This is a genomic window from Burkholderia cepacia ATCC 25416, from assembly GCF_001411495.1.
In the GTDB taxonomy this organism is placed as follows: domain Bacteria; phylum Pseudomonadota; class Gammaproteobacteria; order Burkholderiales; family Burkholderiaceae; genus Burkholderia; species Burkholderia cepacia.
Genome location: NZ_CP012981.1, coordinates 2,903,147 through 2,917,102, shown reverse-complemented (window position 1 = coordinate 2,917,102; position 13,956 = coordinate 2,903,147). Strand labels below are relative to the sequence as shown.

Sequence of the window (13,956 nt, the reverse complement as noted above, 5' to 3'; positions counted from 1 at the left end):
GCCGATGAACCAGCGACGATGGAAACGGATGATGGCGGTGGCGGCGCTCGGCGCGGCAGGCTTGCTCGGACGCCCGGCATTACCGGCGGACGCGCTGCGGCCGGACGTGGCAAAGCCATTGGCGGCCGCACAGGACCTGTACCGGGCGCACAAGTATCGCGATGCACTGGGCAAGATCGCCCAGGCGGCGGCCGTGCCGAACCGGACGCCGTACGAAACCTACATGGTGGAGGAGATGCGCGGCGCGGCCGCGATGGCGGCAGGCGACTTGAGCACGGCCGCGCAGGCCTACGAGGCCGTGCTGAACTCGGGGCGGCTGTCGGGCGAGGACGAGCAGCGGACCACGGCGGCACTGGCCGGCATCTACTTCCAGCAGAAGAACTACCCGCTGGCGATCCGGATTGCACAGCGCTACCTGAAGGCAGGCGGATCCGATCCGGAAATGCGCACGCTGCTCACGCAGTCGTACTACCTGTCAAACGATTGCACACCGCTCGTGAGCCAGTTGAAAGCGAGCACCGACGCGCAGGCGAACGGCGGACACGCGCCGGATGAAGGGCAGTTGCAGATGCTTGCGACCTGCGCGCAGAAAGTGAAGGACGGCAACGCGTATCGCGGTGCGCTCGGGCTGCTGGTGGCTTACCACCCGAGCCCCGCGTACTGGGACGAAATGGTCACGGCGATTCGCGGCAACCCGGGGTATCTGCCGTCACTCGATCTCGACATCTACCGGTTGCGCCGGGCGACGGGCTCGCTCGCGACAGCCGACGCGTACATGGAGATGACGCAACTTGCGCTGGTGGCAGGGTCGCCCGCCGAAGGCAAGCAGGTGATCGACCAGGGGTTCGCGTCCGGCGTACTCGGCAAGGACGCACAGGCGGATCGCGAGAAGCGGCTGCAGGCGCTCGCGGCAAAGCGCGCGCAATCGGGCGGGGAAGCCGCGACGCCGGCTGCGCCGATCGACGCGGGTATGAACCTCGTCTTCGCAGGCAAGGCGCAGCAGGGCCTGCCGATGATGGAGCAGGCGATCGCGAAGGGCGGGCTCGAGCATCCGGACGCGGCGCGACTGCGGCTCGGCGAGGCGTATTACGTGGCCGGTCAGAAGGCGCGTGCGGTCCAGGTGCTGCGCACGGTCAAGGGCACCGACGGTTCCGCCGACCTCGCACGGCTCTGGACCGTGGTGGCATCCCGCTAACGCAACGCACGGGCACGACGGCCCGCGGCGCGGGAGCGGGCGTGGTCGGTGAGCGGAAATCGGTGCGCCGATCAGACGGCACCGATGCATGAGGGCAGGTCAGCCGAGGGAAAAGGGGTAGCCTTGTTGATTAGTAAGCCGAATGAAATGTGCGGGATCGGCACGGCCGAGCGATGCGGGTGCCGTGCCGCACCACGCGTGGCGTGCACGCCGCGACAGCGTGCAGTCGGGTATCGCGCCGGGCCGGTCGCGTCATGGCATCGGTCGAGGCTTGACGACATCAAACCGATTTCGACTGCGAGGGTCCGTCTTTCCATGGTTTTGCCCCCTGATGAGTCGGTGCTCGTCGCCGTGTCGCTAGGCAACAAGATCCGGGCGCTGCGCCAGCGCCTGAAACTCACACTCGACGAAACGTCGACGATCGCCGGCATTTCGAAGCCGTTCCTGTCGCAGGTCGAGCGTGGGCGGGCGACGCCGTCGATCACGTCGCTGGTCCGGATCGCAAAGGCGCTGGGCGTGACGATGCAGTACTTCATCGACACGCCGACGGAGGCGCGCTCGGTATGCCGCGGCAATGCGCTGCAGTATTTCCAGTTCACCAACTCGGCCAGCCGGTTCGCCCGGCTGACGAATCTGGTGGACGGCCGCAAGCTCGACGCGATCCTCGTCAGGATGCCGGCGGGGCAGTTGTCGTCCGAGATGACGACGCACGCGGGCGAGGAGTTCGTCTATGTGTTGCGCGGGCAGGTGGCGCTGACGCTCGAGGATTGCACGTTCACGCTGAACGAGGGCGATACCGCGCATTACGAATCGACGATGCCGCATGCGTGGCGCAACACCGCCGACGAAGAGGCGGTGATCGTCTGGGTCGGCACGCCCAGGCTGTTCTAGCAAGGGCGGCCGGTACGGCGGGCCGTCAGAAAGGAGAGGTACCCGATCGGTAGCGGATGCCGGTCGAATCGGCAGGAAGCAAGTAATGCGCTCAATGTAGGTGTTTAGTATGGCGAATCAAAATAGAAAACGACGGTGATGCTGAATGGTGCTGGTGCCCCGAAGCCGTGCCGTTCGAGTCGTGGCGGTAGAAAACGTGGCAATCGAAGGCGTGGCAATCGCGGGTTCCGTTACACGGGCACCCAGGACGCGCAAGGAATTCACAAGGTTCCGGCGCGCAGCAGGTGGGGTCTTACTACGAGCGAGAGGGAACAAGATGAAGCAGAGAGTTTTGGCGTTGGCCATCAAGAGGATAGTCTGGGCGGAGCTGGCGCTGACGGCGGCATTGGCGCCGCCGGCGTTTGCCCAGAGCCAGCCGGCGCCGGGCGCCGTCGCGATCGCGGATGCGGTCGCGAACGGCGCGCCCGTGACCGTTGCACAGGCGGGCGGCACGCCGGATGCCGCCGCTGCCACGGGCGCCGCGGCGCCCGACGCGGCAGCGAGCGCGGCAACGGAGGCCACGCCCGCCGCATCCGGCGCGAACGGGCAGGGCAAGGTCGCGCAGATCAAGCGCTTCGAAGTGACGGGTTCGCTGATCCGGCAGGCCGACAAGACCGGTTTCCAGCAGGTGCAGACGATCACGCCGAAGGAAATCCAGGCCAGCGGCGCGGTGACCGTCACCGACTTCCTGCGCGATGCGGCGGCCAACTCGGCGAACAGCTGGGGTGAAGGGCAATCGGGCAACTTCGCGGCCGGCGCGGCCGGTATCGCGCTGCGCGGCCTGTCCGAGAAGTACACGCTCGTGATGGTCGACGGCCAGCGCGTCGCACCTTACGCATTCTTCTCGAACAGCGTCGACTCGTTCTTCGACCTCAACACGATCCCGCTCAACGATATCGAGCGGATCGAAATCGTGAAGACGGGCGCCGTGTCGCAGTATGGTTCGGACGCGATCGGCGGGGTTGTCAACATCATCACGAAACACAATTTCCGCGGCCTGCAGCTCGACGGCAGCCTCGGCAGCGCGATCAATGCCGGCAACGGCGACGGCACGACGAAGTTCGGCGTGCTCGGCGGCTTCGGCGACCTGAACGCCGACCGCTTCAACGTGACGGCCGCGCTCAGCTACTACAAGTCGAACGGCTTCACGCTGGCCGATCGCGATTCGACGCGCAACCAGGACTTCACGGGCAAGCCGGGCGGCTTCTCGCTGCTCGCGCCGTCGTACTGGAACATGCCCGGCGGCGTCGCGCAGGCGCTGAGCGGGGGCTGCCCGTTCGGCGGCTCGGTCCATCAGGCCGCGTCGAATTCGCTGTCGTCCGGATCGCCGGGCACGATCTGCGCGTACAACACGGCTGAAAGCACGTCGATCCTGCCGATGACCGAGCGCCTGAACGCGAAGCTCCATGGGGACTTCAAGATCGACGACAAGACGACCGCGTTCGCGGATTTCCTCGAGAGCTACAACACGACCACGACCAACGACGGCCTGTGGAACAACGTGATCGGCAACCCGCAGAACCCGGCGCTCGTCTGGAATCCGCAGACGAAGCTGCTGTCGCCGTTCAACTACACGGTACCGGTCAGCAACCCGTACAACACGACGGGCGCGGCCACGCCGCTCACCTACGCGTTTCCGAACACGGTCGCGCAGAAGACCTGGGCGAACTACTGGCGTGCGGCCGCCGGCATCAAGGGGTCGTTCACGCTGCCGTACGGCGACTGGGACTGGGCGACGTCGGTCAGCCACTCGCAGAGCACGGTGTCGAACGTGTTCACGAACCAGCTGAACGTCAACGCGCTGAACAACATCTACCAGAACGGCACGCTGAACTTTGCGAACCCGGCGGCGACGCCGAACGCGTTCAACGGGCTGTTCCAGGAAGCGAACAACCTCGGCATCTCGAAGCTCGACACGATCGACGCGACGCTGTCGACGCCGAACCTGTTCCATCTGCCGGCCGGCGACGTCGGGATCGGTTTCGGCGCGCAGTTCACGCATCAGAGCGAAGTGCTGACGCCGGGCTCCGAATACCTGAGCGGGGCGGTCGTTACCCCGGACCTCGAGACGGTGAACGGCCAGCGCAACGTCGCGGCCGTCTATTACCAGATCAACGTGCCGATCCTCGAGAACCTGACGTTCAGCCAGGCCGGCCGCTACGACCACTACACGGACGTGGGCGGTGCCTTCTCGCCGCGCTTCGCGTTGCGCTACCAGCCGATCAAGGCCCTCACGCTGTATACGTCGTACAACCGCGGCTTCCGCGCGCCGACCTTCGTCGAGGACAGCAAGTCGCAGACGCTCGGCATCCAGGTCGATCCGGCCACCGGCCAGAACTACACGTCGATCACCGTCGGCAACCCGAACCTCGCGCCGGAACGCACGCGCAACTTCAACATCGGCTTCCAGGTGTCGCCGAGCCGCTACACGGATCTCGGCTTCGACTGGTACAAGATCCGCATCGACAACGTGATCGGCCAGGGCGCGCCGTCGCAGGTCGTGACCGATCCGACGACGGGCCAGCTGCTGTACAAGATGATTCCGTACCAGAACCTCGGTTACCTCGACACGAACGGCTTCGAAGGCACGTTCCGCCAGGGCCTGCCGCTCAAGGGCTGGGGCACGGTCACGCTGTCGGGCGACTGGGCGTACATCAACAGCTACAAGATCGGCTTCCCGGGCGGCACGCCGGTCAACGGCGCGGGCAACAACTTCACGATCACGCAGCCGTTCGGCGGCAGCTTCCCGCGCTGGCGCGGCAACACGACGCTGGACTGGAACTACCGGAAGTTCGATGCGGCGCTGACGTGGCAGTTCACGGGCCCGTACGCGCAGAACCTGCTGCCGGCGCCCGCGCCGTCGAAGGTCGGCTCGTACAGCCAGTTCAACCTGATGATGACGTACACGGGCTTCAAGAACTGGACGATCTACGGCGGCATCAACAACCTCTTCAACCGCACGCCGCCGTACGACCCGATCTTCGCGAACGGCACGCTGGACCAGAGCGGGTACGACACGTCGGTGTATTCGTACATCGGCCGGTTCGCGCAGGTCGGCGCGACGTACAAGTTCTGACGGCGACCGCAATGCGCTGACAGGCTTTGGACAGGCCGCTCCACGTCCACTACCCCCTTTTCGGGGCGGCCTTTTTTCGCCTGGCGCCACGACGTCCCGCAACCGGGCCGCGCGGCGGCGCAGTTGATCCGATCGTGTACAGCACGAACCCCCACGCGGGACGCGGCCGGCATGCGGCGTCCGGCACAGGCATCGACCGTGCGCAGGCAGCGCGCCCGCACGCTTCCGGACAGACTGACCATGAGACTGTTGAATGGGCGACGGGCACGCGTGCCGCGCCACTCGCACCTGAAGCGCCTGAAGCGCACGCATGCGCGGATGCGTGCCGCCACGCGCGTCGCGCTGCTTGCGTGCGCCGCGTGGTTCGTGTCGGGCGGCGTCATGCCGCAGGCCGCGCTCGCCGTGCCGGCGATCTCGCAATACGACCATCCGAAGTATCCGCCGGGCTTCATGCATTTCGACTACGCGAATCCGGACGCGCCGGACAGCGGCACGCTCGATTTCGAAAACTACGACGAAGCGCAAAGCTACGATTCGCTGAACCCGTTTCTCGTGCGCGGCTCGCCTGCGCCGGACATCAAGAACCTGATGTTCGACACGCTGATGCAGCGCAGCTGGGACGAGCTCGCATCCGAATACGCGCTGATCGCCGACGACGTCGAGGTCGCGCCCGACGGACTCTCGGCCACGTTCCACCTCGATCCGGCCGCACGCTTCTCGAACGGCGACCCGGTCACCGCGGCCGACGTCAGGTATTCGTTCGATACGCTGACGAGCCCGCAGGCCTCGCCGCTGTACAACGCGCAGTTCTCGATCATCAGGCGTGCGGTGGTCGTCGACGGCCACACGGTGCGCTTCGAGTTCAAGCACGCGGAGCGCGACGCCGCGCTGATCGCGGGCGACCTGCCGGTGTTCTCGCCGAAGTGGGGGCAGCGTGCGGACGGCACGCGGCCGCCGTTCGACCAGATCGCAACGGTGCCGCCGATCGCGAGCGGCCCGTACCTGATCGAGCAACGCAAGAACGACAAGCAGATCGTCTATGTGCGCAACCCGCACTACTGGGCGGCGAACCTGCCGTCGCGACGCGGCATGTTCCGCTTCGCGCGCGTGTCGTTCAAGCTGTACCTGGATCAGTACACGGCGCTCGAGGCGTTCAAGGCCGGCGACATCGACGCGCGCATGGAATACAGCGCGACGCAGTGGGCGCGCAAGTACGTCGGCAAGAACTTCCGCAACGGCATGCTCGAGCGCGGCGAGTTTCCTGACGGCCCCGCGCAGATGCAGGGCTTCCTGATCAACATGCGCAAGCCGATGTTCCGGGACGTGCGGGTGCGGCACGCGCTCGCGCTGGCGTTCGACTTCGACTGGATGAGCCGGATGATGTTCTACGGGCAGTATCGCCGTACCAACAGCTTCTGGGAGGCGAGCCCGTTCGCGGCAACCGGCATGCCGAGCGAGAAGGAGCGCGCGTTGCTCGAACCGTTCCGCTCGACGCTGCCACCGGAGGTGTTCGGCCCGATGGTTCGGCAACCGTCGACGCTGCCGCCCGACTCGTTGCGTGCGAACCTGAAGCAGGCGCGCGACCTGCTCGCGCAGGCGGGCTGGCGTTACCGCGACGGCGCGCTGCGCGACGCGAACGGCACGCCGATGACGATCGAGATCATCGACGACCAGCCCGGCATGGACCGCCTGATCCTGCCGTACACGCAGGCGCTCGCGATGCTCGGCATCCACGCGTACCTGCGCGAGATCGACAGCGCGGTCTACCTGAAGCGGCTCGACAACTTCGAGTACGACATGACGACGTACATCTACCTGCCCGTGACGATCCCGGGTGCGGAGCTGACGCGCCGCTTCGGCAGCGCGGCTGCGTCGCAGCCGGGCTCCGAGAACTATCCGGGCGTGAAGTCGAAGGCGGTCGACGCGCTGATCCGCGCGGCGCTCGCGGCCGACACGCTCGACGATCTCGAGACGGCCACGCACGCGCTCGACCGTGTGCTGATCAACCTGTACGCGCTGATCCCGCAGTATTACCTGCCGAATGCGCGGATCGCGTACAAGGCGACGCTCGGCCACCCGGCGATCGTGCCGGACTCCTATCAGTACGAAGACTGGATCATCGACTACTGGTACGTGAAGCATCCGGCGGCGAAACCCGCGCCGGCGGCCTGACGGGGGAACGACGATGCTCGCATACATACTCAGGCGGTTGCTGCTGATGGTCCCGACGCTGATCGGGGTGGTGACGATCACGTTCGCGGTCACGCAGTTCGTGCCGGGCGGGCCGGTCGAACAGGTGCTCGCGCAGTTGCGCCACGGCAGTGCGCGCGGCGGGGAGGCGGGCGGCGGAGGCGGCGGCTACCACGGCAGCCAGGGCGTCGACCCGCAGCAGATCGAACAGATCCGCAAGCAGTTCGGCTTCGACAGGCCGCCGCTCGAACGCTACGTGCTGATGCTGAAGAGTTATGCGACGTTCGACCTCGGCCAGTCCTATTTCGCGCATCGCAGTGTGTGGGCGGTCATTCGCTCGAAGCTGCCGGTGTCGATCACGCTCGGGATGTGGACGGTGATCCTCACGTACCTGGTGTCGGTGCCGCTCGGCATCGCGAAGGCGGTGCGCAACGGGTCGCGGTTCGACACCGTGACGAGCGTGCTGGTGCTGGCCGGCTACGCGGTGCCGGGCTTCGTGCTCGGTGTGCTGCTGCTGATGCTGTTCGGCGGCGGCACGTTCTGGCAGGTGTTCCCGATGCGCGGGCTCACGTCCGACAACTTCGACGACCTGACGCTGATCGGAAAGGCGCTCGACTATCTGTGGCACATCGTGATGCCGGTGACGGCGTCGGTCGTCGGCAACTTCGCGATCGTCACGATCCTCACCAAGAACACGTTCCTCGAGGAGATCGGCCGGCAATATGTGCTGACCGCCCGCGCGAAGGGCGCGCCCGAGCGCGACGTGCTGTGGAAGCACGTGCTGCGCAACGCGGCGATCCCGCTGCTGACCGGGCTGCCGGCCGCGTTCGTCGGCGCATTCCTGAACGGCAACCTGCTGATCGAGACGCTGTTCTCGCTCGACGGCATGGGGCAACTGTCGTACGACTCGGTGATCCGCCGCGACTATCCGGTCGTGCTCGGTTCGCTGTTCCTGTTCACGCTGATCGGCCTGCTGACCAAACTCATCGCGGATATCTGCTATGTCCTCGTCGACCCCCGTATCCAGTTCAACCGCCTGGACCACTGACCAGGCATGCGCCGCGTGCGCGGCCTCGCCGTCGCCGTGGCGGCGCACGTGGTTGCGTTTTCGCGCGCAGCCGCTCGGCTACTGGAGCCTCGTGATCTTCACGGTGCTGTTCGTGCTCAGCCTGGGCGCGAACCTGCTGTCGAACGACCGGCCGCTGATCGTGCGCTACGACGGGCACTATTACTTCCCGATCGTGAAGGACTATCCGGAGACCGCGTTCGGCGGCGATTTTCCCGCGATGACGAACTATCTCGACCCGTACATCCGCACGAAACTCGAGTCGCACGGCAATTTCGCGCTTTATCCGCCAAACCGCTATCGCTACGACACGATCGACTATTTCGCGTCGCGGCCGTATCCGGCGCCGCCGTCGGCCAGCAACTGGCTCGGCACCGACCAGTTCGGGCGCGACGTGCTCGCGCGGCTGCTGTACGGGTTCCGGCTGTCGGTGCTGATGGCGTTCGCGCTGACGGTATCGGGCGTGCTGGTCGGCGTGCTGACCGGCGCGCTGCAAGGCTTCTACGGCGGCCGTACCGACCTGGTCGGCCAGCGCCTGATCGAGATCTGGAGCGCGCTGCCCGACCTGTACCTGCTGATCATCTTCGCGTCGATCTTCACGCCGTCGCTGTGGCTGCTGTTCGTGCTGTTGTCGATGTTCGGCTGGCTCGTGCTGTCCGACTACGTCCGCGCCGAATTCCTGCGCAACCGCGCGCTCGACTACGTGAAAGCGGCACGCACGATGGGGCTGACGAACGCGCAGATCATCTGGCGCCACGTGCTGCCGAACAGCCTCACGCCGGTGATCACGTTCCTGCCGTTCCGGATGAGCGCGGCGATCCTGTCGCTGACGAGCCTCGACTTCCTCGGGCTCGGCGTGCCGCCGCCGACGCCGAGCCTCGGCGAGCTGCTGCAGGAGGGGAAGAACAACCTGGATGCGTGGTGGATCTCGATCGCGGCGTTCGCGGCGCTGGTGGTGACGCTGCTGCTGCTCACCTTCATGGGCGATGCGCTGCGCAACGCGCTCGACACGCGCACGCGCGGCTCGGCATTCGGCGGAGGGCGATGATGACGAGACCGTTGCTGCAGATCGACGGGTTTTCCGCGCATTTCGGCGCGAACGCGGCCGTCCAGGACCTGAGCCTGTCGATCGGCCGCGGCGAGCGCGTGGCGCTCGTCGGCGAGTCGGGGTCGGGCAAGAGCGTGACCGCGCTGTCGATCCTGCGGCTCGCGCAGCAGGCGACGCTGTCGGGGCGGATGCTGTTCGACGGCGAGGACCTGCTCGCGAAGACCGAGCAGCAGATGCGCGGGATCCGCGGCGCCGATATCGCGATGGTGTTCCAGGAGCCGATGACGGCGCTCAATCCGCTGTATACGATCGGCAAGCAGATCGCCGAGAGCCTGCGGCTGCACGAGGGGCTGCGCCCGGGTGAAGCGCGCGAGCGCGGGATCGCGCTGCTTCGGCGCACCGGGATTCCCGAGCCGGAGCGGCGTATCGACAGCTTTCCGCACCAGCTGTCGGGCGGGCAGCGGCAACGCGCGATGATCGCGATGGCGCTGGCGTGCCGGCCGCGGCTGCTGCTCGCGGACGAGCCGACCACCGCGCTCGACGTGACGGTGCGCCAGCAGATCGTCGACCTGCTGATCGAGTTGCAGGAGCGGGAGGCCGCCGAGCGCGGGATGGCCGTGCTGCTGATCACGCACGACCTGAACCTCGTGCGGCGCTTCGCGCAGCGTGTGGCCGTGATGGAGAAGGGCGTGCTGGTGGAGACCGGCACGACCGCCGGGCTGTTCGCGGCGCCGCAGCATCCGTACACGCGCCGGCTGCTCGACAGCGCGCCGCAACGGGCGGTCGAGCCGGTCGCCGCCGGCGCGCAGACGATCCTCGACGTGCGGCAACTTGCCGTCGACTACCGCATCGCGGCAAAGGGCTGGCGCTCGGTGCTCGGCAAGACGACGTTCCGCGCCGTGCACGACGTGCAGTTGAGCCTGAAGCGCGGCGAAACGCTCGGGATCGTCGGCGAGTCGGGTTCGGGGAAATCGACGCTCGCGTCGGCGGTGCTCGGCTTGCAGCGGCCGGCGTCGGGCGGGATCGAGATCGACGGCATGCCGCTCGCGTCGCTGCGCACGACGCAGGGCCGGCGCACGCTGTACGGGCGCATGCAGGTGGTGTTCCAGGATCCGTTCGGCTCGCTGTCGCCGCGCATGACGGTCGAGCAGATCGTCGGCGAAGGGCTGGGCGTGCACCGGCCGCAGGTGACCGGCGACGCGCGGCGGGCGCGGATCGCCGCGCTGCTGCAGGAGGTCGGGCTGCCTGCCGAGGCGATGCTGCGCTATCCGCACGAGTTTTCCGGCGGGCAGCGGCAGCGGATCGCGATCGCGCGGGCGCTGGCGGTGGAGCCGGAACTGCTGGTGCTCGACGAGCCGACGAGCGCGCTCGACGTGTCGATCCAGAAGCAGGTGCTGAATCTGCTGACGAATCTGCAAAAGAAGTACAAACTCAGCTACCTGTTCATCACGCACGATCTGGCGGTGATGCGCGCGATGGCCCACCGGGTCATCGTGATGAAGGCGGGGCGCGTGGTCGAGGAGGGCGAGACGCTCGACGTGCTGCACGCGCCATCCCATCCGTATACGCGGGCGCTGCTCGCGTCGTCCATGCCGGCGCCGGCGCGCGGCCCGCAGCAGAGGCAAGAGAGAACCGATGATTGACGAGAACCGGGCGCCGGGCGCCCGAGCCGTACAGGCGGCGCAGACGTTGCGCAGCGACGCCGATTTCTGGTCGCTGCGCATCGTCGACGAGACGATCGACGAACATGCGGTGCGCAACGACGTCGCGCAGCCGTTCTCGCGCACGCGCGAGCGCGGCGCGATGCTGATGGCCCGGGCCGGCACGGGCGCCGGTTATGCGGCGACGCCCGACCTGTCCCCGGCCGGGCTGCAGGCGGCGCTCGACATCGCGACCGCGCGGGCACGGGCAAGCGCGCCGTGGGCGCTGGTCGATCATCGCCAGGCCGCGCGCCCGCAGACGAGCGGCACGTATGCGTCGCCCGATGTCGACGCGGCACTGCCGTCGCGCGCGGAATGGATCGAGCGTCTCGCGCACGAATGCGCGGCGGCGAACCTCGGCGCGCGCATCGTCGAGCGCGCGGCGAGCGTGATGATCGTCGACACCGAACAGTGTTACCTGACGAGCGACGGCGTCCGGATCGACCAGCGGTTCCGCTTCCTGATGCCCGAGCTGCACGCCGTCGCCCACGGCGACGGCGACACGCAGACGCGCTCGCTCGGTCAATCGGGCACGCTGGCGCAGGGCGGCCTCGACGTGCTGGCGCGCTACGGCTTCGACGGCGCCGGCGCGCGCGTCGCCGACGAGGCGCTGCAGCTGCTGGCCGCACCGAACTGCCCGACCGGCCGGCGCGACCTGTTGCTGATGCCCGACCAGATGATGCTGCAGATCCACGAGTCGATCGGCCATCCGCTCGAACTCGACCGGATCCTCGGCGACGAACGCAACTTCGCCGGATCGAGCTTCGTCAGGCCGGAGATGGTCGGCCACTATCAGTACGGCTCGCCGCTGCTGAACGTCACGTTCGATCCCGAGCCGGTCGCCGAAGCCGCGTCCTACGCGTTCGACGACGACGGCACGCCGGCGCGCAAGCAGTACCTGATCCGCAACGGCGTGCTCGAACGGCTGCTCGGCGGGGCGCTGTCGCAGCAGCGTGCGGGCCTGCCGGGTGTGGCCAATTCGCGCGCGTCGAGCTGGAACCGCGCGCCGATCGACCGGATGGCGAACCTGAACGTCGAACCCGGCGACCAGTCGCTCGATGCGCTGGTCGCGGGCACCGAGCACGGGATCCTGATGCGCACCAACACGTCCTGGTCGATCGACGACCACCGCAACAAATTCCAGTTCGGTTGCGAATTCGGGCAACTGATCGAGAACGGCCGGCTCACGCAGGTCGTCAAGCGCCCGAACTACCGCGGCATCTCCGCACAGTTCTGGCGCAGCCTGCGCGCGGTAGGCGATGCGGGCACGTTCGGCATCTACGGCACGCCTTATTGCGGGAAGGGCGAGCCCGCGCAGATCATCCGGGTCGGCCACGCCGCGCCGGCCTGCGTGTTCGCCGGCGTCGACGTATTCGGAGGCGCGTGATGACGGGATTCGAACCGATGGCACGCCGCGCCGGAATCGACTGGCATGCGCATTTCACCCGGCTCGCCGACGAGGCGCAACGGCTGAAGGCGCCGGCCGAAACCGTCCTGCTCGGTTTCTCGAGCGAAACGTCCGACTTCGTCCGCTTCAACGGCGGCAGGATTCGCCAGACCGGTCGCGTCACGCAGGGGCGATTGTCCGTGCGGCTCGTCGACGGGGCGCGGCAGGCGCATTCGGCGCTGACCGTCTGCGGCGATCCGGCGGCCGACCTGCCCGAACTGGCCGCGGCGCTGGCCGTGCTGCGCGACGGCCTGCGCGATGCGCCGGACGATCCGCACCTGCTGTTCGATACCTCGTCGTGGCTGCAGGAAACGCACCGCACCGGGCGCCTGCCGGATGCGGACGGGCTCGCGCGCGTCGTCGCCGAATGCGCGCGCGGTCTCGACTTCGTCGGCTTTTACGCGGGTGGCACGCTGGCGCGCGGCTTTGCGTCGTCGACCGGCAGCCGCGGCTGGTACGAGGTCGAGAACTTCAACTTCAGCTGGTCGCTGTACGACCCGAGCGGACGGGCGATCAAGACCGCCTATGCGGGCGACGACTGGAGCGATGCGGCGTTCGCCGCCCGCGTCGAGGCGGCCGCCGCGCGGCTGCCCGTGCTCGGCCGCACGCCGAAGGCGCTTGCGCCCGGACGCTACCGCGCGTATTTCGCGCCGGACGCCGTTCACGAGATGACGAGCCTGCTCGGCTGGAGCGGCTTTTCGGCGCGTGCGCTGGCGAGCGCCCGCAGCCCGCTGCATCGCCTGTACGCCGGCGAGGTCGCGCTCGATCCGCGCGTGTCGATCACCGAGGATTTCTCGCTGGGCATCGCGCCGGCGTTCAACGCGGACGGCTACCGGCGCGACAGCGTGCCGCTCGTCGTCGGCGGGCGGGGGGAAGGGCAGCTCGTGAGCGCACGCACCGCGCGCGAGCACGGGCGTGTGCCGAACGGGGCGGACAACGGCGAATCGCCGCAGTCGCTGACGATCGCGGGCGGCACGCTCGCGGATGCCGACGTGCTGGCCGCGCTCGACACGGGGCTCTACGTCGGCAACCTCTGGTACCTGAACTTCTCGGACCCGATCGCCTGCCGGATGACGGGGATGACGCGCTTCGCGACGTTCTGGGTCGAAGGCGGGCGCATCGTCGCGCCGGTCGACGCGATGCGGTTCGACGACAGTTTCTACCGGCTGTTCGGATCGGAGCTCGAGCAACTCGGCGCGGCGCCCACGCTGCTCGCGAACGACGACACGTACGGCGAGCGTGCCACCGGAGGCGCGCAACTGCCGGGGCTGCTCGCGCGCGCGTTCGAACTCACGCTGTAGCGC

9 protein-coding genes are annotated in these 13,956 nt (G+C 67.8%); all 9 read left to right on the top strand.

Features of this window, described 5'->3' with window-relative positions; translation table 11 throughout:
- Positions 1–4: 4 nt before the first annotated feature.
- Complete coding sequence (locus APZ15_RS13420; RefSeq protein WP_027787333.1) at positions 5–1,195, top strand: tetratricopeptide repeat protein; 1,191 nt, start codon at positions 5–7, stop codon at positions 1,193–1,195.
- 315 nt (positions 1,196–1,510) lie between these two features.
- Positions 1,511–2,086, top strand: coding sequence for a helix-turn-helix domain-containing protein (locus APZ15_RS13415; RefSeq protein WP_027787334.1), 576 nt, complete (start codon positions 1,511–1,513; stop codon positions 2,084–2,086).
- Between the two features lie 316 nt (positions 2,087–2,402).
- Positions 2,403–5,201: a TonB-dependent receptor gene (locus tag APZ15_RS13410; RefSeq protein WP_027787335.1), complete on the top strand. Its 2,799-nt coding sequence runs from the start codon at positions 2,403–2,405 to the stop codon at positions 5,199–5,201.
- A 318-nt stretch (positions 5,202–5,519) separates the two neighbouring features.
- Positions 5,520–7,373, top strand: a complete 1,854-nt coding sequence (locus tag APZ15_RS13405; protein WP_027787336.1) for an extracellular solute-binding protein — start codon at positions 5,520–5,522, stop codon at positions 7,371–7,373.
- 13 nt (positions 7,374–7,386) lie between these two features.
- The gene (locus tag APZ15_RS13400) at positions 7,387–8,439 is read left to right on the top strand and encodes a microcin C ABC transporter permease YejB (protein WP_027787337.1); all 1,053 of its coding nucleotides are present in this window, start codon (positions 7,387–7,389) and stop codon (positions 8,437–8,439) included.
- Entirely contained in the window at positions 8,393–9,505 is a 1,113-nt protein-coding gene (locus tag APZ15_RS13395) for an ABC transporter permease (RefSeq protein ID WP_027787338.1), read from the top strand. Before APZ15_RS13400 ends, APZ15_RS13395 begins: the two co-directional genes overlap by 47 nt.
- Positions 9,505–11,148 (top strand): ABC transporter ATP-binding protein, encoded by a 1,644-nt coding sequence (locus APZ15_RS13390; protein WP_027787339.1) that lies wholly within the window; start codon positions 9,505–9,507, stop codon positions 11,146–11,148. The genes APZ15_RS13395 and APZ15_RS13390 overlap by 1 nt, the downstream gene beginning before the upstream one ends.
- Positions 11,141–12,592, top strand: a complete 1,452-nt coding sequence (locus APZ15_RS13385; protein ID WP_027787340.1) for a TldD/PmbA family protein — start codon at positions 11,141–11,143, stop codon at positions 12,590–12,592. The genes APZ15_RS13390 and APZ15_RS13385 overlap by 8 nt, the downstream gene beginning before the upstream one ends.
- A complete protein-coding gene (locus tag APZ15_RS13380) occupies positions 12,592–13,953 on the top strand; it encodes a TldD/PmbA family protein (protein ID WP_027787341.1) in 1,362 nt (453 codons plus the stop codon). The genes APZ15_RS13385 and APZ15_RS13380 overlap by 1 nt, the downstream gene beginning before the upstream one ends.
- The last annotated feature ends 3 nt before the right edge of the window (positions 13,954–13,956 follow it).

Bases quoted from the DNA above. Each gene is read 5' to 3' on its own strand.
- APZ15_RS13420 (WP_027787333.1), top strand. From the start codon at position 5: ATGAACCAGCGACGATGGAAACGGATGATGGCGGTGGCGGCGCTCGGC.
- APZ15_RS13415 (WP_027787334.1), top strand. From the start codon at position 1,511: ATGGTTTTGCCCCCTGATGAGTCGGTGCTCGTCGCCGTGTCGCTAGGC.
- APZ15_RS13410 (WP_027787335.1), top strand. From the start codon at position 2,403: ATGAAGCAGAGAGTTTTGGCGTTGGCCATCAAGAGGATAGTCTGGGCG.
- APZ15_RS13405 (WP_027787336.1), top strand. From the start codon at position 5,520: ATGCGTGCCGCCACGCGCGTCGCGCTGCTTGCGTGCGCCGCGTGGTTC.
- APZ15_RS13400 (WP_027787337.1), top strand. From the start codon at position 7,387: ATGCTCGCATACATACTCAGGCGGTTGCTGCTGATGGTCCCGACGCTG.
- APZ15_RS13395 (WP_027787338.1), top strand. From the start codon at position 8,393: ATGTCCTCGTCGACCCCCGTATCCAGTTCAACCGCCTGGACCACTGAC.
- APZ15_RS13390 (WP_027787339.1), top strand. From the start codon at position 9,505: ATGACGAGACCGTTGCTGCAGATCGACGGGTTTTCCGCGCATTTCGGC.
- APZ15_RS13385 (WP_027787340.1), top strand. From the start codon at position 11,141: ATGATTGACGAGAACCGGGCGCCGGGCGCCCGAGCCGTACAGGCGGCG.
- APZ15_RS13380 (WP_027787341.1), top strand. From the start codon at position 12,592: ATGACGGGATTCGAACCGATGGCACGCCGCGCCGGAATCGACTGGCAT.